Here is a 25,188-nt window from a genome sequence, read left to right on the forward strand (position 1 = left end):
GTTCGGCGTTCGCTCAGGCCTCTTAGTCGTCGTCGGGTGCGTGGACCGCGCCGACCAGGGTCTGGAGCGCGTCGACCGCGCTGCCGTCGTGGTCGCTGCCGGCCGTGCCGCTGCTGCCGTACTGGAGGTTGGCCGCCCGGTCGACCTCCAGGACCGAGTCGGCGTGCGAGTTGTCGATCACGGTGACCAGGCTCCCGCCGGCCGCCGCGGGTGCCGCCCCGGCGGCGGCCAGCAGGACCGCCCCGAGCACCGGCAGCGCGGCCCGGCCCACCCGACCGGCCTGACCCCCCTGCCCGACCCGAACCCTCCGGCCGACCTGGCCGGCCGCGCCGGTCTGGCCCGTCTGGCCGGTCTGGGTGGTCTGGCCGATCTGGCCGGTCTCGGCCCTCCGCGGGCGCGGAATCGACGCCCTCATGCGCCCACCCGCACAGCCTGCTCGGCCTTCCCGCCCCGCGCTGCCCGCGCGACGTGCTCGCGTGCCCCGTGGTGCCGGGCGATGTTCCGCTCCAGGAGCCGGGTCGAAGCGGCGACGCCGACCCCGCTCTCCGGGTCGAAGGACGGCAGCCGCCCGTCGGCGGCCTTCAGCTCGGCCAGTGCCGAGTCCATCGCCGCGTGCGCCGCGAAGAGGCACGGCGTGCTGTAGATCGCCACGTCCACGCCCAGCTCCGACAGCTCGGAGAGCGACAGCCGCGGCGACTTGCCGCCCGCGATCTGGTTGAACAGCAGCGGCTTGCCGTCGACGACCTCGCGGATCCGCCGGATCCACTCCACGCTCCGTACGCCGTCCACCAGGACCACGTCCGCCTCGGTCGCCGCCAGGCGCTGGGCCCGGTGCAGGATGTCGTCCTCGTCCGTCGCGTCCGTACGGGCCACGACCACCATGTCCCGCCGGGTCTGGAGCACCATCTCCAGCTTGGCGAGGTACTCGTCCAGCGGCAGCACCTGCTTCCCGTCCGCGTGCCCGCAGCGCCGCGGCCGCTTCTGGTCCTCCAGGATCACGCCGGAGGCGCCGATCCGCTCCAGGCCCTCCACGACGTGACAGGCCACCTCGGGGTCGACGTAGCCGTCGTCGATGTCGACCAGCAGGTGGTGCCGCGGGAACGCGCCGCGCAGCCGCTGCACGAACGCCACCATGTCCGGCCACGCGATGAACCCGATGTCCGGCAGTCCGTAGTGCGAGGCGGCGAAGCCGAAGCCGGAGACGAACATCCCGTCGTAGTGCTCGGCGGCGACGGACGCCGAGTACATGTCGTAGACGCCGATCAGGGGTGTGGTGCCGGGCGCGGCGATCCGCGCCCTCAGGTCGTTACCGTAGCTGAAGTGGTTCACAGGCTGACTCCTCATCAACACGCTGGCACTTTGCCAAAACAAGATGATTTCGGGAGACAAGCTCGAACCTTCGCTTACGGGCGCTTTACTCACTCTCCAGGAGGACCGTTTTCACCACAGAAACGTCACTGGGCGAGAAACGCGCCGACGACTCCGGGGAGGAGCGGCGAGAACATCAGGTCGTAGTGCGTGGCGCCGGGAACGACCGCGAGGCGGGCGGCGGGCCGGTCGCCGCCGTCCCATCCCGGGTCCTTCAGGCCGCCGCCGAGGAGGCCGAAGAACTCCACCATGTGCGCCGGGCGGATCCCGTCGCCGTCGGCGAAGACCAGCAGCACGGGCGCGGTGACGCCGGCGATCTCCTCGCTCCAGTCGTAGTCCCGCCGGTTCATCGACGCGACCTTCTCCACCAGCACCGGCCAGTCCTCGACGCGCGGCGCGATCCGCGCGTACAGCTCGTACATCGGCGACTGCTTCAGCGCCTCCGCCGCGCCCACGTGCATCTGGTCCATCTGCGCCGTGACCTCGGGGAACCATCCCTCGCGCCGGGCCGGCATCGACACGACCACGAGCCGCCGGACCAGGTCGGGGTGCTGGATCGCCAGCCGCATGGCGGTGCCCGCGCCGAGGGAGTAGCCGAGGACGTCGACGGCCTCGCCGCCGAGGTGCTTGAGCAGTCCGGCGACGTCGTCCGCCATCGCCTCCATCGACATCGGCCGCCCGTCGACGTCCGGCGTCCGCCCGTGCGCCTGGAGGTCGACGGTGATGAAGCGCCGCCCTTCCCCGACCTCCGAGGCGAGGAACGGCTGGAACATCTCCCCGGCTCCGAACCCGCCGTGGAGCAGGACGAGCGGCGGCACGCCCGAGGTGGCGGCGGTGCCGTGCTCCTCGAACCAGAGGGTCATTCCGTTGACGTCGGCGTAGGGCATTTCTCTCGGTCTCCTCTCGGGGGGTACGAGGGGTGGACGGCGGCAGCGCCGAAAACTCATCGGCCCGAGGCCTGCCGTTCGGGACCGGACCTCGGAGGCTGGTGTGTGTGGACGTAACCTCTGGCGCGTGACCAGTGAGAACTTCGTACTCTTCGACGTCGACGGCACCCTCATGGACGCCGTCGAGAACCAGCGGCGCGTGTGGCACGCCTGGGCCGCACGCCACGGGCTCGACGGCGACGAGGTGTACGCCGTCGCGCTCCGGACCCGGCCGGTGGAGACGTTCGCGGCCGTCGCGCCGGGGGCGGACCCGGCCGCGTGCCTGGCGCTGCTGCACGAGCTGGAGGACGAGGACGTACGGACAGGGGCGTACGCGGCCTTCGACGGCGCCGCGGAACTGCTGAAGGCCCTGCCCGCCGACCGCTGGGCGCTGGTCACGTCGAACTACGAGCACCGGGTGCGCGGCCGGTTCGAGCGGACCGGGCTGCCGATGCCGGGGCTGATCGTGGACGCGGCGTCGGTGAGCGAGGGCAAGCCCTCGCCGGTGCCGTACCTCCTCGCCGCCGAGAAGCTGGGCGCGGATCCCGCGGACTGCCTGGTGATCGAGGACGCGCCGTCGGGCGTACGGTCGGGCCGCGCGGCGGGGATGACGGTGTGGACGGTGAACGCGGCGACGGGGGCGGAGGGTTCGCACCGCCACTTCACAACGCTGGCGGAGGCGGCGCCGGAGATTTTGGCGTGGGTGTGAGCCGGGGGGGGTGAACTGGCTGGCGATGTAGCGGGGGGGGGAGGTGCGGGTTTCTGAGGTCGTACGGGTGGGTGTTTCGGGTGGGCTTCTGGTGCGGCCGCCCTTGTTCCGAGTGTGGCCCCCTCCACCACCGCGTCAAGGGCGCTCCCTGCGGTCGCGTCGCTTCGCGATGGCCTGCGGCCACCCTTGACCCGGTGGCTCCGGGGGCCTGTTCACACTCGGAGGGCGGCCGGGGGGCCCGGCCACGCGGACCGGCCCGGGTAGCCATTCCCGCCGTAGGCGGATGGCGGGCCGGTGGTGGGTGGGGCCGGGTATCGCTCCGGACGGCTTGGGCAGTGCACGCCGGTGGGGTGGGGCTCGGTTAGTGGCGAGGGTCGGGGAGTCCGTCTCCCTCGGCTCGGGGTGCGCGGCAGTGGAATGGGGCGCCCAATTCCCGGCTTAGCGGCCATCGGCCGTCGTCCGGCCAGGGTTCATGCCCCGCTGGTCACTCCCGGTGGGTGGATGGTGGGTCGCCGAGGCCGGTCGCGTGCAAACGTGGATATCCCGGGGCCTGGCAGCCACCGGCCTTGCCTCTCATGTCACACGAGCACCATCTGTCACACCGAGGCCCGCGAGATCCCACTTTGCACGCCCGGGCCGACCCCACCCGGTGGGAAAGGTGTCTGCCGCGCCTCTGAAGTCACACAAGCCACTCTCCGCCACAGTGGTGACCAACGAAGGCGCGGGGCATGGTGGTTGAGGACTCCGGAGCGAGCAAAGGTGGATCGCGAGGGGACAGGGTCGCCTCTCTCGTCACATCCGTTGTCTTCCGCCACACGACGGCCCGCGATATCCACGTTTGCACGCCACCGGCCCCGGCCACCCACCCGTCCCACCCACCGGGAGTGACCAGCGGGGCATGAACCCCGGCCAGACGACGGCCGACAGCCGCTAAGCCCCGAATGGGCACCCCATTCCACTGCCGCGCACCCCGAACCCAGGGAAACAGCCCCACTCGCCCCCGCCGCAAACCGAGCCCCACCCCACCGGCCCGCGCGCCGCCTACGGCGCGGAGGGCTACCCGGGCGCGTCCGCGTGGCCGGGCCCCCCGGCCGCCCTCCGAGTGTGAACAGGCTCCCGGAGCCACCGGGTCAAGGGTGGCCGCAAGGCCATCGCGAAGCGACGCGACCGAAGGGAGCGCCCTTGACGCGGTGGTGGAGGGGGCCACACTCGGAACAAGGGCGGCCGCACCAGAAGCCCACCCGAAACACCCACCCCGCACCACCTCAGAGACCCGCCACCCACACCAGACCTCAGTCCGTCGCCACCTCAGAGGCCTCCCCCACCCCCGACCTCGCCGTCTCGATGAACTCGTCCAGGACCTCCCTCGAGCGGATCAGGTCCTCGATCAGACGGTCGATGCGCTCGCGTTCCGCCTGGAGTTCCGTGACCAGTTGGGGCGTCGTGCGTTCCGTCGGGCCCGCGTCCACGTCCCGCATGCACGGCAGGAGCCTCGCGATCTTCTTGCTGTTCAGGCCCGCCGCGTACAGCGACTGGATGCGGATCACGCGGTCGACCGCCCACTCCCCGTACTCCCGGTGCCCGCCCGGGGTGCGCTCCGACAGCAGCAGGCCCTGCTTCTCGTAATAGCGCAGCGAACGCTCGCTCACGCCGCTCCGGCTCGCCAGCTCACCGATCCGCATCATCCACCCGCCTCCCCTCGCCGCTTGAACCTGACACTCGTGTCAGGTTCTACGGTACCGGCATGACGAAACCAACCGCCGAACTCCCCTCCTCCTCCCGTCTCTTCGAGTCCACCACCCTCGGCTCCCTCGCCCTTCCCAACCGTCTCGTCATGGCTCCCCTGACCCGTAACCGCGCCACCGCCGACGGCGTCCCCACCCCGATCATGGCGACGCACTACGCGGACCGCGCCACCGCCGGCCTGATCATCGCGGAGGCGACGACGCCCAACGCCGTCGGCCAGACCTACCCCGACATCCCCGGGCTCCACACCCCGGCCCAGGTCGACGGCTGGCGTACGGTCACCGACGCCGTGCGCGCCGCCGGCGGGCGGATGTTCGTGCAGCTCCAGCACGGCGGGCGCGTCGGGCATCCCGACACCAGCGGGTTCACGCCCGTCGCGCCCTCCGCCGTCGCGCTGCCCGAGGAGATCCACACCGCCGCCGGCCGCGTGCCCTCCGTCGTGCCCCGCGAGATGACCCCCGACGACATCCGCTCCACCGCCGCCGACTTCGCCGCCGCCGCGCGGCGGGCGGTCGAGGCGGGCTTCGAGGGCGTCGAGGTGCACTCCGCCAACGGGCATCTGCTGCACCAGTTCCTCGCGAAGAACACCAACCTGCGGACGGACGAGTACGGCGGCTCCGTCGAGAACCGGATCCGTTTCACCGTGGAGGTGGTCCGGGCCGTCGCCGAGGCGATCGGGCCCGAGCGGGTCGGCGTCCGCGTCTCGCCCGGAGTCACCGTCAACGGCATCGAGGAGGGCGACACCGACGCCCTCTATCCCGCGCTCGTCGCCGCTCTCGCCGATCTGACCGGCCCGTCCGATGCCTCCCCCGGCACGCACCTCGCCTATCTCCACGTCATCTTCGCCGACCCCGACCAGCCGCTCTTCCACCAAATCCGCAAGGCCTGGCCCGGCACGCTGATCGCCAACCCCGACCTGGGCTGGGGCCTGCCGCTGCCCGCCGACGGCGGCCGGGCGGCCGGTGAGCGGCTGCTCGCCGCCGGGGCCGACCTGATCTCCTTCGGCCGCGGCTTCCTCGCCAACCCGGACCTGGTCGAGCGGCTGCGGACGGGCGCGCCGCTGAATCCCGTACGGGACCGGTACCTGATGTACACGGGCGGGGAGACGGGATACAACGACTACCCCGTTCTGGGTGCCCGGGCTCCCCGGGACGTCGTACCCGCCGCCTGAGCACCGCGCGCGCCCGGCCCGTTCGTCTCGTCCAGCGCCTCGTCCAGCGTCGTGGCCGCCATGATCAGCGACAGGTGGGTGAAGGCCTGGGGGAAGTTGCCCAGTTGCTCGCCGCTCGGGCCGATCTCCTCCGCGAACAGGCCGACGTGGTTGGCGTACGTGAGCATCTTCTCGAACGTGAACCGGGCCTGCCGCACCCGCCCCGCCCGGGCCAGTGCGTCCACGTAGAGGAACGTGCACAGGCTGAACGTTCCCTCGGCGCCGCGCAGCCCGTCCGGCGAGGCGCCGGGGTCGTAGCGGTGGACCAGGCTGTCCTGGACGAGGGTGCGCTCGATGGCGTCGAGGGTGGAGAGCCAGGCCGGGTCGGTGGGGCTGAGCAGGCCGGACCGGGGGACGAGGAGCAGCGCGGCGTCGAGGACTTCTCCGCCGTAGTACTGGACGAGGGCCCGGCGCCGCTCGCTCCAGCCGCGGTGCATCACCTGGGCGTAGATCTCGTCGCGGGCGGCCCGCCAGGTGTCGAGGGCGGCGGGCCGGCCGAACTCGTCGGCGAGGCGCAGTCCGCGGTCGAAGGCCACCCAGGACATCACCCGGCTGAAGGTGAAGTCCCGCTGTCCGCCGCGGGTTTCCCAGATGCCCTCGTCGGGGCCGTCCCAGGACTTCGCCAGCCAGTCGAGCAGCGCCGAGACGGCCTGCCAGCCCTGGTGGGTGGGCTGGGTGTCGAGGCCGCGGCCCTGGGCGAGGGCGTAGAGGGCCTCGCCGTAGATGTCGAGCTGGAGCTGGTCGGCGGCGGCGTTGCCGACGCGGACGGGCGCGGAGCCGCGGTAGCCCTCGAAGTCGGTGAGGATCTCCTCGGGCAGCCACGGGTCGCCGTCGACGCGGTACATGATCTGGAGCGGCCGGGTGCCCTCGGTCCCGGTGACGGAGGCCCGCGCGGAGGCGCGTTCGGTGACGCGGTCGGTGAGCCAGCCGGTGAACGCGGCGGCCTCGTCGACGAATCCGAGGTCGAGGAGGGCGCGGACGGCGAGGGAGCCGTCGCGGATCCAGGTGTAGCGGTAGTCCCAGTTGCGTTCGCCGCCGACGAGTTCGGGCAGTCCGAGGGTGGCGGCGGCGATCGGGGCGCCGGTGGGCAGGTAGGTGAGGAGCTTCAGGGTGATGGCGGAGCGGTGCACCATGTCGGGCCAGCGGCCCCGGTAGCGGGCGGTGCGCACCCAGCTCTGCCAGAAGTCGACGGCGTCCCACAGGGCGGCTTCGACCTCGCCCGTGGCCGGCAGTGGCGGGGGCTCCGCCTCCGGTCCCGCGACGGTGAACGAGGCGCCGGCGATGCCCCCTTCGCGGAGGGTGAGGCGGCCGTGGACGTCGTAGGGCCCGTCCTGCTCCAGCGGGATGTTCGACTGGAGGAAGGCGGTGACGCCGGGGGCCCGGAAGGCGGCGGTGCGGCCGTCGACGCGCGTCTCGTGCGGGTTGCTGCCGAAGCCGAAGCGCGGCCGGCATTCCAGGGTGAAGGTGACGGTGCCGCGGGTGCAGCGCAGGACGCGCAGGATGGCGTGCCGGCCGGTGGCGCGGCCGGTGCGGTCGGGGGGCATCCAGTCGATGAGTTCGCCCACGCCGTCGGGTGACATGAAGCGGGTGACGAGGAGGGCGGTGTCGGGGTAGTAGAGCTGTTTCGTCGTCACGCCGGCGCTCGTCCCGTCGGCGTCGCCCTCCGCGCGCGGTGCCTCCAGCGAGAGGCGGAAGTAGCCGCCCCGGTCGTGGTCGAGGAGCGCCGAGAAGATGCCGGGCGAGTCGAAGCGGGGAGCCGCGAACCAGTCGACGACGCCCTCGTCCGAGATGAGCGCGCAGGTCTGCAGGTCGCCCACCAGGCCGTGATCGGCGATGAGCGGATAGCGCTTCACGGTTCCACTATCCGGGAGGACGGTCGATCCGGCCCGCCGACGCGTCACGCGTCGCGGGTCGCGGTTCGAGATGACGGGTCCGCCCGGAACGCCAAGAATTGACTTACGTAGGGACGCTCGGGGATCGCCTATCCGCACGCGGCGGTGCCATGAACGCACGGAGCCCGGTGCAGACCCCGGTCGGCAAGGGTCTGCTCTACCGCCTCGGGCACTGGTGTGCCCGGCATTTCGTCGTCGTCATCGTGCTGTGGCTGGCCGCCGTCGCCGGGCTGCAGCTCACGGACCGGGCGGTGGGCGGCCAGTTCTCGGACGACTTCGCGCTGCCCGGCGTGCAGTCGGCGGAGGGCCTGGACGTCCTGAAGGCGCATGATCCGGCGGCCGGCGGTTACAGCGCGCAGATCGTCCTGAACCGGCCTTCCGGGCCGCTCACCCAGGAGTCCTCGACGGTGAACTCGACCGTGGCGGCGCTGGAGAAGCTGCCCGACGTGCTGAGCGTGCAGAATCCGCTGCCGCCGCCCGGCACTCCCCCGCCGCCCGCGTCGTCCACGGCGCCGAACACCGGGCCGCTGTCCACGGACGGCAAGACCGCGTACATCACGATGCGGTTCGGTGTGCCGCCGTCCACGCTCGGCGTGGACTACCTGAACGGTGTCGACGCCGCCGTACAGCCGCTGCGGGACGCGGACGTGACCGTCGAGTACGGCGGGTCGCTCGGCGAGCTGGCCCGGCCGGCGCCGGACGACCGCACGAGCGAGGCGATCGGCTTCGCCGTGGCGATCGTGGTGCTCCTGGTGGGCTTCGGCAGCCTGATCGCAGCGGTGCTGCCGCTGGTCACGGCGCTGATCGGGGCGATCTGCGGGCTCGCGCTGCTGGGTCTGACGGCGGCGGCGTTCACCTTCGGCACGGTGTCGCCGACGCTGGCGACGATGATCGGTCTGGGCGTCGGCATCGACTACGCGCTGTTCCTGATCACGCGGCACCGCCAGAACCTCATGAACGGCCACGATCCCGCCGACTCGGCGGCCCTCGCCACGACGACGAGCGGCCGGGCGGTCCTCGTGTCGGGCTGCACGGTGATCATCGCGCTGTCCGGGCTGTGGGTCTCGGGCGTCACCTTCATCGGCAAGCTGGGGCTCGCGGCGGCGTTCACGGTCGTGACGGCCGTGCTGGCGGCGCTGACGCTGGTCCCGGCGATGCTGGGGCTGGTGGGGCGCCGTATCGACCGCTATCACGTACGCAAGCCGGTCGCGGAGACGAACGTGGACGCGGGAGCGGCGGCCGGGCCGGCGGCTGCGGCGGGGGCAGGGACCGGGCCGGCGGCTGCGGCGGGGCCAGGGGCCGGCCGGGCCCGGGGGAGCGACGCCGGCGCCGGGTCCGGCGCCTGGCACCGTTACGCGCAGCGCGTGGAGCGGCGGCCGTGGTGGTTCCTGGTGTGCGGGGTCGTGGCGCTGCTGGTCCTGGCGTTCCCGCTGCTCTTCATCCAGCTCGGGCACATCGGCGACGGGGCGGATCCGAAGTCGTTCACGGACCGGCGGGCGTACGACCTGATCTCGACGGCGTTCGGGCCGGGTGCGAACGGGCCGCTGACGCTGGTGGTGGACCAGTCGGCCGTTCCGTCGGGAGACCGTGCGGCGCTCGCGAGCAGGCTCCAGCAGTCGCTGACGAACGTGCCGGACGCGGCCTCGATCACGCCGCTGCAGGCGACGCCGGACGGTGACGTGCTGATCGGCACCGCGTACTCGGTCGCGTCGCCGCAGGACGAGCGGACCACCGAGCTCACGAACCACCTGGTGGACGACGTGCTGCCGCAGGCGGTGGCCGGGACGGACGCGCAGACGTACGTGACGGGGACGACGGCCGCGCAGGTCGACTTCCTCGACATCGTCGCGAGCCGCCTGCCGCTGATCATCGCGGTGGTCGTCGCGCTGGCCTTCCTCGTCATCCTGACCGTCTTCCGCGGCCTGCTGGTGGCGGTGAAGGCGGCGGTCCTGAACGTGCTGTCGATCGCGGCGTCGTACGGGGTCGTCGTGGCCGTCTTCCAGTGGGGCTGGGGCGGTCCCGCGCTCGGGGTCTCCGGGAAGGTGCCCATCGAGAGCTACGTGCCGATGATGATGTTCGCGATCGTCTTCGGCCTGAGCATGGACTACGAGATCTTCCTGCTGTCGCGGGTGCGCGAGGCGTGGCTGCGCACCGGGGATCCGAAGGCGAGCGTGGCGCACGCGCTGGAGATCACGGCGCGGGTGATCACGTGTGCGGCTCTGATCATGGTGAGCGTGTTCGCGGCGTTCATCGTGTCGGACAACATCGTGGTGAAGATGCTGGGCCTCGGTCTGGCGGCGAGCGTCCTCATCGACGCGACGATCGTCCGGCTCCTCCTGGTGCCCGCGGTGATGACCCTCTTGGGCCGTCACGCCTGGTGGACCCCGCGCTGGCTCGACCGGATCCTGCCCCACCTCGACACGGAGGGCGAGGGCGCTCTGGAGGAGGAGAAGCAGGCGGCGGTGGCGGCAGGGCGTCGGGAGCCGTAGGCCGCGCCGGGGTCGAGGGTCTGCAGCCCCTCGACGACGGCGCTCACGCGCTCTGCCGGGTCAGCTCAGCCGGGTGTCCGCGTAGACGGCCATCGCGGCGCGCTGGTAGTCCGCGAGGCCGACGGCGATCCGGTCGAAGTTCTCGCGGAAGCGCGGGTCCTCCGCGTAGGTCGCCGCCAGGCCCTTGTACGCCTCCGCCGTCGGGGTCCAGAAGCGGCAGACGGTGCGGTAGTGGGCGGCCACCTCCTCCTGGACGGCCGGGTCGTCGACGGGCGTGCCGGCGGCCATGTGCTCCGCGAAGCGGATCATCTGGGCGGTGGCCTCGCGCTGCCACTGCTCGGTGGTCTCGGGCGTCATCCCCTCGACCGCCTGCCGGGACTCCTCGTACGCCTCCGGCCACTTCTCGCGGACCTCGGCCTCCATCTCCGGGTCGTGCCGGAAGCCCTCGAAGAGGTTCTCCGGCCGGTTGATGCTCACCATGTCCTCGTCCTCGCTCTCGTGTCGTGCCTCGAGGTCGGCGATGGTGCGGGCGACCGTCCTCGCCAGGGTTGCGAGCCTGTCCCGTTCCCCGACCAGCCGTGCGTGGTGTTCGCGCAGGACGCCCACGGGGTCGGCCTGGCTGTCCAGGACGGCCTGGATCTCGCGCAGGCCCACGTCCAGCTCCCGCATGAGCAGGATCTGCTGGAGGCGCAGCAGCTGGGGCTCCTCGTAGTAGCGGTGCCCGCTGCTCGCGGTCCACGCGGGCGGCAGCAGGCCGATCTCGTCGTAGTGCCGCAGGGTCCGGGAGGTCACCCCGGACATCCGGGCCACGTCCGCGATCGACCAGGCCATGACGGTTCCTTCCATCGCCGGGGCCGGCCGTTCCGGCCCCACACGAAGACCGTAGGAGTTGACGCTGCGGAAACCGCAAGTCGGCCGGTGCGTCCGCCCCGGGACGGCGCCGCGCGACCCGACCGTTCCGGGCACGGATCGTCGGGTCCTGGGAGGGTGGTGGTTCCTACGGTGAGGACACAGAGGAAAACACCAGGCAGGAAGGGCGGACGGGCGTGCTGGAAGGGCTGAACCGGGCGCTGGACCATGTGGAGCGCCATCTCGACCGCGAGGTGGACGTCGCCGAGGCCGCGCGGATCGCGACGACCTCGGAGTACCACTTCCGGCGGCTGTTCTCGGCGCTCGCCGGCATGCCGCTCTCCGTGTACGTGCGGCGCCGCCGCATGACGCTCGCCGGGGCCGAGGTCCTGGCCGGGGAGCGGACGCTGCTCGACGTCGCGGTGCGCTACGGCTACGGCTCGGGCGAGGCCTTCGCTCGGGCGTTCCGGTCCGTGCACGGCATCGGCCCGGGTGAGGCCCGGCGTGCCGGTGCGGCGCTCGTCTCGCAGCCCCGGATGTCCTTCCGTGTCGTCATCGAGGGGAGTACGACCATGCGGTACCGGATCGTCGAGAAGGGCGCCTTCCGGGTCGTCGGCAGCAAGGCGCGGGTCCCGCTCGTGCACGAGGGGGTCAACGCGGCCGCCGCGGCGCACGTGGAGAGCCTGGACGAGCGGGCGATCGTTCGGATGAAGGAGCTGGCCGAGGGGGAGCCGGAAGGCATCCTGTCGGCGGCGGTGCACCTGACCGACAGCCGGGAGGAGGGCGCCGAGCTGGACTACTGGGTCGGCGTGGTGACCGGTCCCGGTACGACGGCCGACGAGCTGGGCGGCCTCGACGCGCTCGACGTGCCGGCCGGCACCTGGGCGGTCTTCGACGACCACGGGCCCTACCCGGCGGCGCTCCAGGAGCTGTGGCGCGACGTGTTCACCCAGTGGTTCCCGTCCAACCCGTACGTGAGCCGGCCGGGTCCGGAGCTGCTGCGGACCCGGCCCGTGGAGATCGGCGAGGAGACGGACTCCCAGCTGTGGATCCCGGTCGAGCGGGTCAGCGGGGGTTCGGGGAGTGCCGGGGGTCCGGGGAGCGCCGGGGCGTGAACACCGGGACCTGGAACTCGCCCTGTTCGCCCTCCGGGCGGAAGGCGAGGTCCAGGTCCATCCCGATGCGGAGTTCGGTCTCGGGGCAGTCCACGATCTCCGTCATCATCCGCGGGCCCTCCGCGAGGTCGACGACCGCCGCCACGTACGGCACGCGGTCGCCGAAGGGCGGGAGGTCGTTGCGGTGGACGACGGACCACGTGTAGAGCACCGCCCGGCCCTCCGCCTGCCGCCATTCGACGTCCTCGCTCCAGCAGTACGGGCAGAACTCGCGCGGGTAGTGGTGGGGCCGGTCGCAGGCGGTGCAGTGGCGCAGCAGGAGGCGGCCGTCGGCGGCGGCGTCCCAGTAGGGGCGGGTGAAGGCGTCGGCTTCCGGGAGGCTCGCGGGGGTGGCCTTCGGGGAGCCGGCGGTCGCGGGGCCGGCCGTCCGGGTCGTCTGCATGTGCGGGGTTCGCCTCCCGTACGTGAAATCTGACGGAGCATCAGTTCATCGGATGCTCCCGCTTCTCCGCAAGACCCGTGCACCCGTGACCGATTCGCAACCCAACCCCCTCTTGACCGAGACCCACGGCGTGTACGCGTCATTACGCTCAGCATTCATGACCGTCACCCCCCAGCCCCACCCCGTCTACGTCATCGGCGGCGGCCCCGGCGGACTCGCCGTCGCCGCCGCGCTGCGCGCGCGGGGCGTACGGGCCGTCGTCGTGGAGAAGGCCGACGCCGTCGGTGACTCCTGGCGCCACCACTACGACCGGCTGCGGCTGCACACCACCCGCCGGCTCTCCGCGCTGCCCGGCCTGAAGATGCCGCGCTCCTTCGGGCGCTGGGTCGCCCGCGCGGACGTGGTGCGGTACCTGGAGACGTACGCCGAGTTCCACGACCTGGAGGTCGTGACGGGCGTCGAGGTCCTCCGCGTCGAACGCGACGGCGCGCACTGGACGCTGCACGCGACGGGCGGGCGCCGGCTGCTCGGCAGCGCCGTCGTGGTCGCGACCGGCTACAACCACACCCCGCGACTGCCCGCGTGGCCCGGCCTCGGCACGTACGAGCGCACGCCCGGCCGCGAGCTCGTCCACGCGAGCGCCTACCGCAACCCGAAGCCGTACGAGGGCAGGGACGTGCTCGTCGTCGGCGTCGGCAACACCGGCGCGGAGATCGCCGCCGACCTGGCGGAGGGCGGCGCCAAGCGGGTCCGGATCGCAGTGCGCACGCCTCCGTACATCATCCGCCGCGCCACGCTCGGCTGGCCGAGCCAGCGCAACGGCATCCTGGTGCGGCGGCTTCCGGTGGGCCTCGTGGACCGGCTGACCGGGCTGCTCGGGCGGTTCATGACGGCGGACCTGTCGGCGTACGGGATGCCGAGGCCGCAGGGCGGCCTGTACTCGCGGGTGCGGGCCGGGTCGATTCCCGTGCAGGACGTGGGCCTGGTCGCGGCCGTACGGGCCGGGAAGGTCGAGCCGGTGGCGGCGGTGGAGTCCTTCGACGACGGCGAGGTCGTCCTCGCGGACGGCTCCCGCATCGCCCCGGACGCGGTGATCGCGGCGACCGGCTACGACCGTGCCCTGGAGCCGCTGCTCGGCCACCTCGGAGTCCTGGACGAGCGCGGCCGCCCGTCGGTGACGGGCGCGCGCTGCCCGCGCGAGGCACCCGGGCTCTACTTCACCGGGTTCACCAATCCGATCAGCGGCATGTTCCGGGAGATGGCGCTGGACGCGGAGCGGATCGCCCGCCGGATCGCGAAACTCCGGCGGTAGCGGCGCCGGTTGTGCCTGGTCCGGGGCCGGCCGCCGTAGGTTGCGGTGCAACTGCCCGTACGGGAAGCGACGTCACGACCGATGACGCACGTCTCACCCGTATCAAGGAAGGCACCGATCATGCGCCCCACCCGTCGGACGATGCTCGCCGCCGGCGCCGGGGCGGCCCTCGCGGCCGCCCTGCCCCTGACCTCCGCCCACGCCGCACCCGCCCGGCTCCCGTCGGGGCGGGCCCGGCAGCGGTTACGCGCGCTGGAGCGGGAGCACGGCGCCCGGCTCGGCGCGTACGCGTACGACACCGGGAGCGGCCGCCTGGTGGCGTACCGCGCCGACGAGCGCTTCCCGATGTGCTCGCTGTTCAAGACGCTCGGCGCGGCGGCGGTCCTGCGGGACCTGGACCGCGACGGCGAGTTCCTCGCGCGGCGCGTGCACTACACGCAGGAGTACGTGACCCGCTCGGGCTGGTCGCCGATCACGCGCGACCACGTCGCCGACGGCATGACGATCGCCGAGCTGTGCGAGTACTCGATCACCCACAGCGACAACACCGCCGCCAACCTGCTGCTCCAGGAGCTGGGCGGGCCGACGGCGATCACCCGCTTCGCCCGCTCCCTCGGCGACGGGGTGACCCGGCTGGACCGCTGGGAGCCGGAGCTCAACTCGGCCGAGCCGTGGCGCGAGACGGACACGACGACTCCGCGCGCCATCGCCCGTTCGTACGGCCGGCTCGTCCTGGGCGGCGCCCTCGCGCCGGAGGACCGGCGCCGGCTGACCGGCTGGATGCTGGCCAACACGACCAGCGGCGAGCGCTTCCGCAAGGGCCTGCCGGCCGACTGGACCCTGGCCGACAAGACCGGCGGCGGCCGGTACGGCGGCAACAACGACGCCGGTGTGGCCTGGCCCCCCGGCCGCCCGCCGGTGGTCCTGGCCGTCATGACGACCAAGCCGGAGGAGGACGCGACGGCCGACAACGCGCTGGTGGCGGGGGCGGCGGAAGTGCTCGCGGACGCGATGGGCGGCCGCTAGCCGACGGCGCCGCGGAGGCCGACGACGCCCCGGGTGCCTTGCGGCGCCCGGGGCGCCGGCACCACCGGCCGTTGCCGCACGCCCTATTCCTGACTGACCGTCAGTTGAGTAATCTGACTAAGCGTCAGATCAGGCCATGCCAGGGACGGCACGGGACGGCTCCGGTCTTCGGGATCGGGATGGGCGGTGCGGAACGATGCTGGGATCGACTCACGGGACCTTCACCACCGACCTCCGCGCCCGCGTGGACGCCTGCGGGGAGCACCACGCCGGCCGGGTGGTCGTGCACGACGTCGCCGCCGTCGAGGGCGACACCGACGTCAGCGGGCGCCCGCTGCACGCGCCCGTGCCCGAGCTCGACCGGTTCTTCCGGCCCGAGGTCGTCGCGGTCGTCGGGGCGTCCGACGCCGAAGGGCGGCCGAACACCGGGATCACCCGCCAGCTGATCGACTGGGCCGGCCGGGTCGGCGCGCGGCTGGTGCCCGTGCACCCCACCCGTACCGCCGTCTTCGGGATCGACTGCGTGCCCTCGGTCAGCGAACTCGACGAGTCCGTCGACCTCGCCGTCCTCCTCGTCGCCGACCCGCTGCCCGTCATCGAGCAGCTCGCCGCGTGCAAGGTGAGGTTCGCCGTCGCCTTCGCGTCCGGCTTCGCCGAGACCGGCGAGGAGGGCGCCCGCGCCCAGGAGCGGCTCGCGGCCGCCGTCGGGCGTTCCGGGCTGCGGCTGCTCGGGCCCAACACCAACCTCAACGCCTTCGAGCGCTTCCGGGAGGACCTGGACGGGCCGGCCATCGCGCTCATCACCCAGTCCGGGCACCAGGGGCGGCCCGTCTTCACCCTCCAGGAGCTGGGCGTACGGCTCTCGCACTGGGCGCCCACCGGCAACGAGGCCGACCTGGAGACCGCCGACTTCATCTCGTACTTCGCGCACCGGCCCGAGGTCGGGGCCATCGCCTGTTACGTGGAGGGGCTGAAGGACGGCCGTTCCTTCCTGCTCGCCGCCGACCAGGCAGCCCGCCGCCAGGTGCCCGTCGTCGCCGTGAAGGTCGGCCGCACCGAGGCCGGGGCCCGGATGGCCGCCTCGCACACCGGCAAGCTCACCGGCGCGGACCAGGTCGTCGACGCGGCCATGCGGCAGTTCGGGGTGATCCGGGTCGACGGGCTCGACCAGCTCCAGGACACCGCGGCGCTGCTCGCCCGCGCCCGCAAACCGGTCGCCGACGGCGTGGTCGTCTACTCCATCTCCGGCGGCACCGGCGCCCACTTCTCCGACCTGGCGACCGCGGCGGGACTCACCCTGCCCACCCTCTCCCGGGCCCGGCAGGACGAGCTGCACCAGTGGATACCGGAGTACCTGAGCGTGGCCAACCCCGTCGACAACGGCGGGCACCCGGTGGGCGACTGGCGCGGCCGGAAGATCATCGACGCCATTCTCGCCGACCCGGAGGTGGGGGTGCTGATCTGTCCGATCACCGGCCCCTTCCCGCCCATGAGCGACAGGCTCGCGCAGGACCTCGTCGACGCGGCGGAGGAGACGGACAAACTGATCTGCGTGGTGTGGGGGTCGCCCGTCGGAACCGAGGAGGCCTACCGCACCACCCTGCTCGGCTCCTCGCGCGTCGCCACCTTCCGCACCTTCGGCAACTGCATCGGCGCGGTCAGGGCCTACCTCGACCACCACCGCTTCACCACCGGCTACCGCTCGCCCTTCGACGAGGCGCCGCGCACCCCGTCCCCGTCCTTCCGCAAGGCGCGGGCCCTGATGCGGCCCGGCCACCGGCTGAGCGAGCACGCGGCGAAGCAGCTGCTGCGGGCGTACGGGATACGGGTGCCGCGCGAGCAGCTGGTGACGAGCGCGGCGGCGGCCGTGCGGGCGGCGGGTCTCGTCGGCTACCCGGTGGTGATGAAGGCCTCGGGCGCGCAGCTCGCGCACAAGACGGAGCTGGGCCTGGTGAAGGTGGGGCTGACGTCCGCGAGCCAGATACGCGACGCCTACCGGGAGCTGACCGACATCGCCCGCTACGAGGGCGTCGACCTGGACGGCGTCCTGGTGTGCCAGATGGTCGGGCGCGGGGTCGAGATGGTGGTGGGCGTGACGCACGACTCGCTGTTCGGGCCGACGGTGACGGTCGGGCTCGGCGGCGTCCTGGTGGAGGTGCTGAACGACGCCGCCGTGCGCGTACCGCCGTTCGGGGAACGGGAGGCCCGCGCCATGCTGGGCGAGCTGCGCGGGCGGGCGCTGCTCGACGGGGTGCGGGGGGCTCCGCCGGCGGACGTGGACGCGCTGGTGGAGGTGGTGCTGCGGGTGCAGCGCATGGCGCTGGAACTCGACGGGGATCTGTCGGAGCTGGACATCAATCCGCTGATGGTGCTGCCGCGCGGGCAGGGCGCGGTGGCCCTGGACGCGCTCGCGGTGTGCCGGTGAAAGAGCCGAAGCAGCAGCTGAAGGAGCCGAAGGAGCCCCTCGTGTCCGATGTGCTGCACGCCGTCGAGAACGGCGTCCTCTGGATCACGCTCAACCGGCCCGAGGCGATGAACGCGGTCACCTGGGACCAGCGGGAGCGGATCATCGCCCTCCTGGCGGAGGCCTCCGCCGACCCGGCGGTCCGGGCGGTGGTGGTGACGGCGACCGGGCGGGGCTTCTGCGCGGGCGCGGACCTGCGGGGCGGGCCTTCGGCGTCCGCCGGGGACCGGGTGGCCGGTGACGTGGCACGGATGATCCGGCAGGGCGCGCAGCGCTTCGTCGGGGCCGTACTGGACTGTGAGAAGCCGGTGATCGCGGCGGTGAACGGGACGGCGGCCGGGATCGGGGCGCATCTGGCGTTCGCGTGCGACCTGGTGCTGGCGGCGGAGTCGGCCACGTTCGTGGAGGTGTTCGTCCGGCGCGGGATCGTGCCGGACGGGGGCGGCGCCTATCTGCTGCCGCGGCTGGTCGGGCCGCAGCGGGCGAAGGAGCTGATGTTCTTCGGCGACGCGTTGCCGGCGGCGGAGGCGCGGGCGATGGGTCTGGTCAACCGGGTGGTCCCGGCGGAGGACCTGGAGAAGACGGCCCGCGAGTGGGCCGAACGCCTCGCCCAGGGCCCCACCCGCGCCCTCGCCCTCACGAAGCAGCTCGTCAACGCGTCCCTGGACACCGACCGTACGACCGCCTTCGCGGCGGAGGCGACGGCCCAGGAACTGTGCATGACGACGCGGGACGCACGGGAGGGCGTGGCGGCGTTCGTGGAACGGCGGGCGGCGTCGTACGAGGGCCGGTAGCCCGGCCGGGGGCCGGCGGCTCGGACGGGGGCCGGCCGGGGCGGGCGGGCGCCGGCTCAGGCGGGCGCCGGCTCAGGCCGGGCCCGGAAGGGCGGCGCCGAGGTGTGCCGCGACCCGCTCGCGCAGGAGCAGGTACTCCTCCCAGCGGCGGGGCAGCGGGCCCGGCGGACGCTCCACGCGCCGTGCGGCGGTGATGACCTGGCCGTCCTGGAACTGCTCGCGGGTCAGGTCGAGCTCGATGCCGCTCGGGAGCCGGTTCCACCAGTGGTATCCGCGCTGGGCGCCGTCCAGATACACCTCGCCGACGACGAGGTCGCCGCCGAGGAGGTCGTTCACGACGAGCGCCGTGATGTCGCAGTGCCCCCAGGCGGGGTTGTCCGCGCGCCACTCGTCCTGATCGTCGGGCGAGCAGATGTCGGCGGCCCAGGAGGCCCGCAGGGCGGCGTCGATGTCGAGCAGGCTCCAGGTGACAGGGCCGGCGTTCGGGGTCGTGTTCGGGGTCGTGTTCGTCGTCGTGTTCGGGGTCGAGGCCATGGAGCCAGCTTGGCAGCCCCCACTGACAGCACGAGGGTTCCTATCTGACGCTTCGTCAGTTTCAATGGGCCGCATGATGGGACACGCGGGGATGGCGGCCACCGCCGTCCGGTACCTGAGGTCGGCCGGGGCGCCCACGGCCGTGGAAGCACTGCCGCGGCCCGCGCTGCGCGCGGTGCGGGACGACGAGCGGATGCCCGTCGATCCGGGCGAGTTCCGGCGGGTGCTCGGGCACTTCGCGAGCGGGGTCACGATCGTCACGGCGCTGGACGAGGACGGGCCGGCGGGCTTCGCCTGCCAGTCCTTCGCCTCGCTGTCGCTCGACCCGCCGCTGATCGCCTTCATGGTCGCCCGCACGTCGACGACCTGGCCGAGGATCGCCCGCGCCGGACGCTTCTGCGTGAACATCCTGGGCGCGGAACAGGGCGGGTTGTGCCGGGCGTTCGCGGTGAGCGGCGCGGACAAGTTCGCGGGCGTGCCCTGGACCCCGGCCCCTTCGACGGGCTCACCGCGCCTGCCGGACGCGCCGGCGTGGATCGACTGCGGGATCGCCGCGGTCCACACGGGCGGCGACCACCTGATCGTGGTGGGCCGGGTCGAGTCCCTGGGCGCGACGGAGGAAGGCGACCCGCTCCTCTTCCACCGGGGACGGTTCGGGCGGTTCGCGGGGCGACCAAGCTCCTAGTCGCCGAGCACACCCGCGTACAACCCGATGCCACCGAGCGTGAAGACGGTCAGCACCGCGAGCGTGCCCCACAGGAGCACCGAGACGAAGAAGCCCCTCCGGGCGTGGCGGGCGACCGTGGCCGCCACGGCCAGGGCGAGCGCGCCCACGAGCCAGCCGCGCCAGGCGGCGAGCGGCCACATGAGGGCACCGGCGGCGGTCGTGAGGAGCAGCTGCCATGCGATGGGGCGGCCCGCGACCCGGCGCGCCAGGTCCTCGCCAAGGAGCACCGCCGGCAGCACGAGGACCGCGGAGACCACGGCCGCGGCCAGCAAGGCGAGGAGCGAGAGGAGCGGAAGCGCCAGCAGCGTCAGGGCACTGACCCGCTCCTCACCCGGCTCCGGCTTGCCGGTCTCGCCGAACACCAGCCCCAGGACCAGCGCGAGCGCCCCCTCCAGAAAGAGCACCAGCATCGAGACCCGCAGCATCCGAGCCGCCGACCGTTCCTCCGAGACCACCATGCGTCTCACCCCCAGGCGTCATCATGCTCCTGCCACCGCCACCGCTCCCGCCCGGGGCCGCCTGATCACCAGGGCCATCAGGGCCGCCGCCGCGCACAGGGCGCCCGAGGCGTACCAGACGACGTCGTACGAGCCGAAGACGTCGCGGGCCACGCCGCCCGCGAAGGCGACGGCGGCGGCGCCCACCTGGTGGGAGGCGAGGACCCAGCCGAAGACGATCGCGCTGTCCTCGCCGTAGTGCTCGCGGCACAGCGCGATCGTCGGCGGGACCGTCGCGACCCAGTCCAGGCCGTAGAACACGATGAAGAACAGCATCGGCGGGTGCACCGACGGAGCCAGCAGCATCGGCAGGAAGAGCAGCGAGATCCCGCGCAGCGCGTAGTAGACGGCGAGCAGGCGGCGCGCCTCGAAGCGGTCGGTGAACCAGCCGGAGGCGACCGTGCCGACGACGTCGAAGACGCCGATGACCGCGAGGAGTCCCGCCGCCGCCTGGATCGGCATGCCGTGGTCGTGCGCGGCGGGCACGAAGTGCGTCTTGACCAGGCCGTTCGTCGAGGCGCCGCAGATCGCGAAGGTGCCGGCGAGCAGCCAGAACGGGCCGGTGCGGGCCGCCTTGAACAGGACGGTGACGGCGCGGCGCGCGGCGCCGGTGACGGGCGCGGGCTTCTCGGCGTAATCGCCGCCGTACGGGGCCAGCCGCACGTCCGCCGGGTGGTCGCGCAACAGCAGCCACACGAACGGGACGACCGCGAGCGCGGTCAGCGCCACGGTGACGGCGGCCGGGCGCCAGCCGTGGTTCTCGACCAGCCAGGAGAGGAAGGGCAGGAACACCAGCTGGCCCGACGCACCGGCCGCGGTCAGGATGCCGGTGACCAGGCCGCGCCGCGCCACGAACCAGCGGTTGGTGACGGTCGCGGCGAAGGCCAGCGCCATCGAGCCGCTGCCGAGGCCGACGAGGACGCCCCAGTACAGGACCAGCTGCCAGGGCTGTGTCATCCACACCGTGAGCAGCGAGCCGAGGGCGATCACGCTCAGCGCCACCGCCACGACCCGGCGGATGCCGAAGCGGTCCATCAGCGCCGCCGCGAACGGCGCCGTCAGGCCGTAGAGCGCGAGGTTCACCGACACCGCGAAGCCGATCGTGCCGCGCGACCAGTGGAACTCGCCGTGCAGCGGCTCGATGAGCAGCCCGGGCAGGGAGGCGAAGGCCGCCGCGCCGACGATCGTGACGAAGGTGACGGCGGCGACGAACCACGCACGGTGGATGCGGGGCTTGCGGGGCGGGGTGGGCGGTGGGGCGGGAACGGCGGCCGCGGCCCCTGCACGGGCCTGGGCCGCGTCCTCGTTGCGGGCCGAGGCGGGAGTCTCGCTTGTCTGGGTCACGTCATCCAGCATCCCGAGCTGCACCGTGCCCCACCATTGGCCCGAATGCCAGCTTTCCAAAGGATCGGGCCACGGGCCGGCACCGACCCCGGACCCGGACCCGGTCTCACCCCAGCTCCAAAACCGGCCCCCGTACCCCTACGACGCCCGCGGCAGCGTCCTGATCGGGCGGACCGCCAGCAGTGCCGTCACCACGAGCACCGCGAGGGCCGAGCCCGCGAGCAGCACCTCCTGCGCGCCGACCACCGCCGCCACCGGGCCCGACAGCGTCCGGCCGACGCCCATCATCAGCAGGGATCCGGCCACGTCGTACGCGTGCAGCCGGTTCAGCGCGTCCTGCGGCACGTGCGTCTGCACCGAGGTCGACCACATCACCAGCCAGAAGGCGAAGGCCGCGCCCGCGAGGAACGAGCCCGCGTACAGCACCGGCACCGGCGCGCCCGTACCGAGCAGCAGCAGGTTCACCGGCAGGCCGAGCAGCGCGACCGCGCCCGCCGCCAGCGGGCGGACCGGCCGGAGCCGCATCGCGAGCAGGCCGCCGACGGCGCTGCCCGCGCCGTTGACCGCCATCAGCACGCCGTAGGCGGCCGCCCCGTGCTCCTCGGTGACCAGGCTCGCGGTGAGCGGCACCATCGGCCCGGCGACCGTCAGGCCGTACACGGTCCAGATCGCGATGACGCCCCACAGCCAGCTCCGCGCCCGGAACTCCCGCCACCCCAGCGCCATCTCGGACAGCAGCGAGCCGCGCCTGACGCCGTCGGCCGGGGCCGGCGGGATCCGCATGAGGACGAAGCAGACGGCGCTGACGGCGAAGGTCGCGGCGTTGACGGTGAACGCCGCCGCCGCGCTCCACACGGCGACGAGCACCCCGGCGAGCGCCGGCCCCGCCATCGTCGTCAGCGCCTCGACGACGCGCAGGACGGCGTTGGCGCGCTGCACGTCGGGCGCGATGCGCGGGATGGTGGAGGCGACGCCGGGCTGGAACAGCGCGGCGCCGACGCCGCTCACGGCGGACAGCACGTACACGGCCCACAGCGGCGGGCTGCCGAGCGCGAACGTGACGGCGAGCAGCAGCGCGCCGGGCAGCCGCAGCAGATCGGCGGTGATCATCATCCGGCGGGCGGTGAAACGGTCGGCGAGGACGCCGCCGACGAGGACGAAGAGCGCGAAGGCGGCCGTCCAGAGGCCGAGGGCGTAGCCGACGGAGGCGCCGGAATGCCCGGCGCCGAGGAGACCGGCCGCGAAGGCGACCGGGATCATGCCCTCGCCGAGGACGGCGACGGCCCGGGCGACGAAGAAGAGGCGGAAGTTGCGGTTCCAGAGAGTGCCCGGGACGGCACCCGGTGCGCGCGGCCCGGCCGGCTCGGCCCCCGGTAGGGGAATCCGGTCGGCGGGCTCAGACCTGTCCGTGGTGTCCTTGTACGTGTTGTCCGTCACGAGCAGACACACGTATCAGCACGGTGGTCTGGACCACCACTCTTTTACGGAGGGACAAACTGTGCGGGCCCATCGTGTCGCCGTCCTCGCCCTGCCCGGCCTGCTGCCCTTCGAACTGGGCATCCCCCACCGGATATTCGGCCGCGCCAAGGACCCCGAGGGCCGGCCGCTCTACGAGACGGTGACCTGCGCGACCGCTGCCGGACCGGTCCAGACCGACGCCGACTTCGCCGTGCACGTCGAGCACGGGCCGGAGGTCCTGGCCACCGCCGACACGGTCGTCGTCCCCGCCTCCTACGAGCTGGGGCCGGTGTACGAGGAGGGCAGGCTGACCGCCGAACTCGCCGCCGCCCTCGCGTACGTCCGGCCCGGCACCCGGCTCGTGTCCATCTGCACCGGCGGGTACGTCCTCGCCGCCGCCGGCTATCTCGACGGCCGTCCGGCGACCACCCACTGGGCCTCCGCCGACCACTTCCAGCGGCTCTTCCCGAAGGTCAGGGTCGACGCGGACGTGCTCTTCGTGGACGACGGCGACGTGCTCACCTCGGCCGGCGTGGCCGCCGGGATCGACCTGTGCCTGCACATCGTGCGCCGCGACCACGGCACCGCCGTCGCCAACGAGGTGGCCCGGCGCACCGTCGTGCCGCCGCACCGGGACGGCGGGCAGGCCCAGTACATCGCGCGGCCGCTGCCCGACCCGGGCACGTCGACCACGACCGCCGCCCGCGCCTGGGCGCTCGCCCACCTCCACGAGCCGATCCAGCTGCGCGACCTGGCGGTGCGGGAGTCGATGAGCGTACGGACCTTCACGCGCCGCTTCCGGGAGGAGGTGGGCGTCAGCCCGGGCCAGTGGCTCACCCAGCAGCGCGTGGAGCGGGCCCGGCACCTGCTGGAGTCCACGGACCTGCCGGTCGACCAGATCGCCCACGACGCCGGCTTCGGCACCGCCCAGTCCCTGCGGACGCATCTGCAGGCGGCGATCGGCGTGACGCCGACGGCCTACCGCCGCACCTTCCGCGCCGCCTCCGTCTGAGTCACCTCGCCGCCCTCGCGCGGCGGGATCCGGCGCTCGCCCCAGACGCCCAGCACGGTCAGGAACACCGTCAGTCCCACCCCGCACAGGATCGCCGTCGACGGCGCGACGACGTTCAGCAGACCTCCCGCCAGGGTGCCGCTCGCCGCGTAACCGGCGCCGACGGCCGCGTACATCACCGAGTACCCGGCGGCCAGCGCCCCCGGCGGCAGGACCTGCCGCAGGGCGAGGTTGCGGGTCAGGCCGGCGGGAGCCTGGAGCAGGCCGGCCGCGGCGAGCGCGACGGCGATGCCGGCGGTCGACGGCAGTACGGCGGTCAGGGCGACGCCGGCCGTGACGCCGGCGAGCAGCACGGCGGACTGGACCGGCAGCCGGCCGGGCCAGGAGCCGCGGAGTCCGTACGCGAAGGCGCCGACGGCCGAACCGACGGAGAACCCGGCGAGCAGCGGTCCCGCCCAGCCGACGGCGATGTCCCGCTGTTCGAGCAGGGCGGGCAGGACGAGTTCGGCGAGCGCGAGCAGCGTGAGTCCGGCGGCGCCCGTGACGTACACGGGCCAGGCGCGCAGCAGCACCCGCCGCATCGACTCCCCGTGCTGCGGCTTCTCCGCCGCCCAGCCGTACGGCAGCAGCCAGAGGCCCGCCACGGACAGGGCCATGAGCGCGGCCTGCAGCAGCAGCGGTACGACGGGCTCGACGCCGAGGGCGAGACCGGTGGTCAGCGCGGGCGCGGCGGCCCAGATCGCGAAGGTCAGGACGGACTCCATGCTCATCGCCTGGGTGACGGCCCGTTCCGGGACCAGGCTGGTGAGCAGGGCGCGCATGCCGCCGGGCGCGGCGGACGGGCCGGCGCCGGCGAGGAAGGCGAGCGCGCCGAGCAGTACGGGGTGGGCGCCGCCGCCGGCGGCCCCGAGCCCGCCGAAGGCGACGGCGCCGACCGCGAGGCCGACGGCCAGCTGCGGCCGGGCCCGCTCGGCGTTCATCCGTACGCCGAGCACGGGCGCCGCGACGATCTCGCCGACGACGTACGCGGCGGCGAGCACCGCGCCGAGGGTGTAGCCGCCGGGCTGCTCCCGTACGAGGAAGACCAGCGCGAGCGGTGCCATCGCGACGGGCAGCCGGGCGGCCACGGAGACGGCCGACCAGGCGAGTACGGGGCGGGTGGCGAGCTCGCGGTAGGACATGGTCAGGACCGTAACCGCCAACGCCCCTGCGGCGCACCGGGTTTCGCGCGCCGCGATGCCGTCGAGGACCCGGCCTGTCGTGCGGCCTCGCGC

The 25,188-nt window shown here is 73.3% G+C and carries 22 protein-coding genes; 10 read left to right on the plus strand and 12 right to left on the minus strand.

What is annotated here, in order from left to right:
• Positions 1 to 22 precede the first annotated feature (22 nt).
• The 3 genes from ACFWJO_RS24865 to ACFWJO_RS24875 form a co-directional block, all read right to left on the minus strand.
• Positions 23 to 415, minus strand: coding sequence for a hypothetical protein (locus tag ACFWJO_RS24865; RefSeq protein WP_386868441.1), 393 nt, complete (start codon positions 413 to 415; stop codon positions 23 to 25).
• Positions 412 to 1,329: an oxaloacetate decarboxylase gene (locus tag ACFWJO_RS24870; protein ID WP_386868443.1), complete on the minus strand. Its 918-nt coding sequence runs from the start codon at positions 1,327 to 1,329 to the stop codon at positions 412 to 414. Before ACFWJO_RS24870 ends, ACFWJO_RS24865 begins: the two co-directional genes overlap by 4 nt.
• A 125-nt stretch (positions 1,330 to 1,454) precedes the next feature.
• Positions 1,455 to 2,255 carry an alpha/beta fold hydrolase gene (locus tag ACFWJO_RS24875; protein WP_386868445.1) on the minus strand — a complete coding sequence of 267 codons (801 nt, stop codon included), beginning with the start codon at positions 2,253 to 2,255 and terminating at the stop codon, positions 1,455 to 1,457.
• A 127-nt stretch (positions 2,256 to 2,382) separates the two neighbouring features.
• Between ACFWJO_RS24875 and ACFWJO_RS24880 the strand changes: the two genes are divergently transcribed.
• Positions 2,383 to 3,003: an HAD-IA family hydrolase gene (locus ACFWJO_RS24880; RefSeq protein WP_386868447.1), complete on the plus strand. Its 621-nt coding sequence runs from the start codon at positions 2,383 to 2,385 to the stop codon at positions 3,001 to 3,003.
• 1,292 nt (positions 3,004 to 4,295) lie between these two features.
• Here ACFWJO_RS24880 and ACFWJO_RS24885 read toward each other — a convergent pair.
• Positions 4,296 to 4,685 (minus strand): MerR family transcriptional regulator, encoded by a 390-nt coding sequence (locus tag ACFWJO_RS24885; RefSeq protein WP_386868566.1) that lies wholly within the window; start codon positions 4,683 to 4,685, stop codon positions 4,296 to 4,298.
• Between the two features lie 62 nt (positions 4,686 to 4,747).
• Here ACFWJO_RS24885 and ACFWJO_RS24890 point away from each other — a divergent pair, with 62 nt between their 5' ends.
• Positions 4,748 to 5,920, plus strand: a complete 1,173-nt coding sequence (locus ACFWJO_RS24890; protein WP_386868449.1) for an alkene reductase — start codon at positions 4,748 to 4,750, stop codon at positions 5,918 to 5,920.
• Here the strand turns inward: ACFWJO_RS24890 and ACFWJO_RS24895 are convergent.
• On the minus strand, positions 5,869 to 7,812 hold the full coding sequence (locus ACFWJO_RS24895) for a glycoside hydrolase family 15 protein (RefSeq protein ID WP_386868451.1): 1,944 nt from the start codon (positions 7,810 to 7,812) through the stop codon (positions 5,869 to 5,871). The genes ACFWJO_RS24890 and ACFWJO_RS24895 overlap by 52 nt on opposite strands.
• A 149-nt stretch (positions 7,813 to 7,961) precedes the next feature.
• On the opposite strand from ACFWJO_RS24895, the gene ACFWJO_RS24900 reads away from it, so the two are divergent.
• Complete coding sequence (locus ACFWJO_RS24900; protein ID WP_386868453.1) at positions 7,962 to 10,340, plus strand: MMPL family transporter; 2,379 nt, start codon at positions 7,962 to 7,964, stop codon at positions 10,338 to 10,340.
• A gap of 60 nt (positions 10,341 to 10,400) precedes the next feature.
• Here ACFWJO_RS24900 and ACFWJO_RS24905 read toward each other — a convergent pair whose 3' ends face one another.
• Positions 10,401 to 11,171: a MerR family transcriptional regulator gene (locus ACFWJO_RS24905; protein WP_386868455.1), complete on the minus strand. Its 771-nt coding sequence runs from the start codon at positions 11,169 to 11,171 to the stop codon at positions 10,401 to 10,403.
• A gap of 215 nt (positions 11,172 to 11,386) precedes the next feature.
• Between ACFWJO_RS24905 and ACFWJO_RS24910 the strand changes: the two genes are divergently transcribed.
• Positions 11,387 to 12,304 carry a GyrI-like domain-containing protein gene (locus ACFWJO_RS24910; RefSeq protein WP_386868457.1) on the plus strand — a complete coding sequence of 306 codons (918 nt, stop codon included), beginning with the start codon at positions 11,387 to 11,389 and terminating at the stop codon, positions 12,302 to 12,304.
• Here the strand turns inward: ACFWJO_RS24910 and ACFWJO_RS24915 are convergent.
• On the minus strand, positions 12,255 to 12,746 hold the full coding sequence (locus ACFWJO_RS24915; RefSeq protein WP_386868459.1) for a Zn-ribbon domain-containing OB-fold protein: 492 nt from the start codon (positions 12,744 to 12,746) through the stop codon (positions 12,255 to 12,257). The genes ACFWJO_RS24910 and ACFWJO_RS24915 overlap by 50 nt on opposite strands.
• Positions 12,747 to 12,903: 157 nt before the next feature.
• Here ACFWJO_RS24915 and ACFWJO_RS24920 point away from each other — a divergent pair, with 157 nt between their 5' ends.
• The 4 genes from ACFWJO_RS24920 (at position 12,904) to ACFWJO_RS24935 (ending at position 18,342) form a co-directional block, all read left to right on the plus strand.
• Entirely contained in the window at positions 12,904 to 14,058 is a 1,155-nt protein-coding gene (locus tag ACFWJO_RS24920) for a flavin-containing monooxygenase (protein WP_386868461.1), read from the plus strand.
• Between the two features lie 120 nt (positions 14,059 to 14,178).
• Complete coding sequence (bla, locus tag ACFWJO_RS24925) at positions 14,179 to 15,084, plus strand: class A beta-lactamase (protein ID WP_386868463.1); 906 nt, start codon at positions 14,179 to 14,181, stop codon at positions 15,082 to 15,084.
• A 196-nt stretch (positions 15,085 to 15,280) separates the two neighbouring features.
• On the plus strand, positions 15,281 to 17,509 hold the full coding sequence (locus ACFWJO_RS24930) for an acetate--CoA ligase family protein (protein ID WP_386868465.1): 2,229 nt from the start codon (positions 15,281 to 15,283) through the stop codon (positions 17,507 to 17,509).
• 107 nt (positions 17,510 to 17,616) lie between these two features.
• Complete coding sequence (locus ACFWJO_RS24935) at positions 17,617 to 18,342, plus strand: enoyl-CoA hydratase/isomerase family protein (RefSeq protein ID WP_386868568.1); 726 nt, start codon at positions 17,617 to 17,619, stop codon at positions 18,340 to 18,342.
• A 72-nt stretch (positions 18,343 to 18,414) separates the two neighbouring features.
• Here ACFWJO_RS24935 and ACFWJO_RS24940 read toward each other — a convergent pair whose 3' ends face one another.
• A complete protein-coding gene (locus ACFWJO_RS24940) occupies positions 18,415 to 18,876 on the minus strand; it encodes a hypothetical protein (RefSeq protein WP_386868466.1) in 462 nt (153 codons plus the stop codon).
• Positions 18,877 to 18,967: 91 nt separating this feature from the next.
• Between ACFWJO_RS24940 and ACFWJO_RS24945 the strand changes: the two genes are divergently transcribed.
• Positions 18,968 to 19,561 (plus strand): flavin reductase family protein, encoded by a 594-nt coding sequence (locus tag ACFWJO_RS24945; RefSeq protein WP_386868570.1) that lies wholly within the window; start codon positions 18,968 to 18,970, stop codon positions 19,559 to 19,561.
• Here the strand turns inward: ACFWJO_RS24945 and ACFWJO_RS24950 are convergent.
• The 3 genes from ACFWJO_RS24950 to ACFWJO_RS24960 form a co-directional block, all read right to left on the minus strand.
• On the minus strand, positions 19,558 to 20,061 hold the full coding sequence (locus ACFWJO_RS24950) for a hypothetical protein (protein ID WP_386868468.1): 504 nt from the start codon (positions 20,059 to 20,061) through the stop codon (positions 19,558 to 19,560). The two genes, ACFWJO_RS24945 and ACFWJO_RS24950, sit on opposite strands and share 4 nt — an antisense overlap.
• A 21-nt stretch (positions 20,062 to 20,082) precedes the next feature.
• Positions 20,083 to 21,456 (minus strand): MFS transporter, encoded by a 1,374-nt coding sequence (locus ACFWJO_RS24955; RefSeq protein WP_386868470.1) that lies wholly within the window; start codon positions 21,454 to 21,456, stop codon positions 20,083 to 20,085.
• A gap of 126 nt (positions 21,457 to 21,582) precedes the next feature.
• Entirely contained in the window at positions 21,583 to 22,887 is a 1,305-nt protein-coding gene (locus tag ACFWJO_RS24960) for an MFS transporter (RefSeq protein WP_386868572.1), read from the minus strand.
• A 55-nt stretch (positions 22,888 to 22,942) separates the two neighbouring features.
• Between ACFWJO_RS24960 and ACFWJO_RS24965 the strand changes: the two genes are divergently transcribed.
• Positions 22,943 to 23,914: a GlxA family transcriptional regulator gene (locus ACFWJO_RS24965; protein WP_386868472.1), complete on the plus strand. Its 972-nt coding sequence runs from the start codon at positions 22,943 to 22,945 to the stop codon at positions 23,912 to 23,914.
• Here the strand turns inward: ACFWJO_RS24965 and ACFWJO_RS24970 are convergent.
• On the minus strand, positions 23,881 to 25,095 hold the full coding sequence (locus ACFWJO_RS24970; protein WP_386868474.1) for an MFS transporter: 1,215 nt from the start codon (positions 25,093 to 25,095) through the stop codon (positions 23,881 to 23,883). The genes ACFWJO_RS24965 and ACFWJO_RS24970 overlap by 34 nt on opposite strands.
• Positions 25,096 to 25,188 lie beyond the last annotated feature (93 nt).

It is taken from the genome of Streptomyces sp. NPDC127092 (genome assembly GCF_042722475.1).
GTDB lineage: Bacteria > Actinomycetota > Actinomycetes > Streptomycetales > Streptomycetaceae > Streptomyces.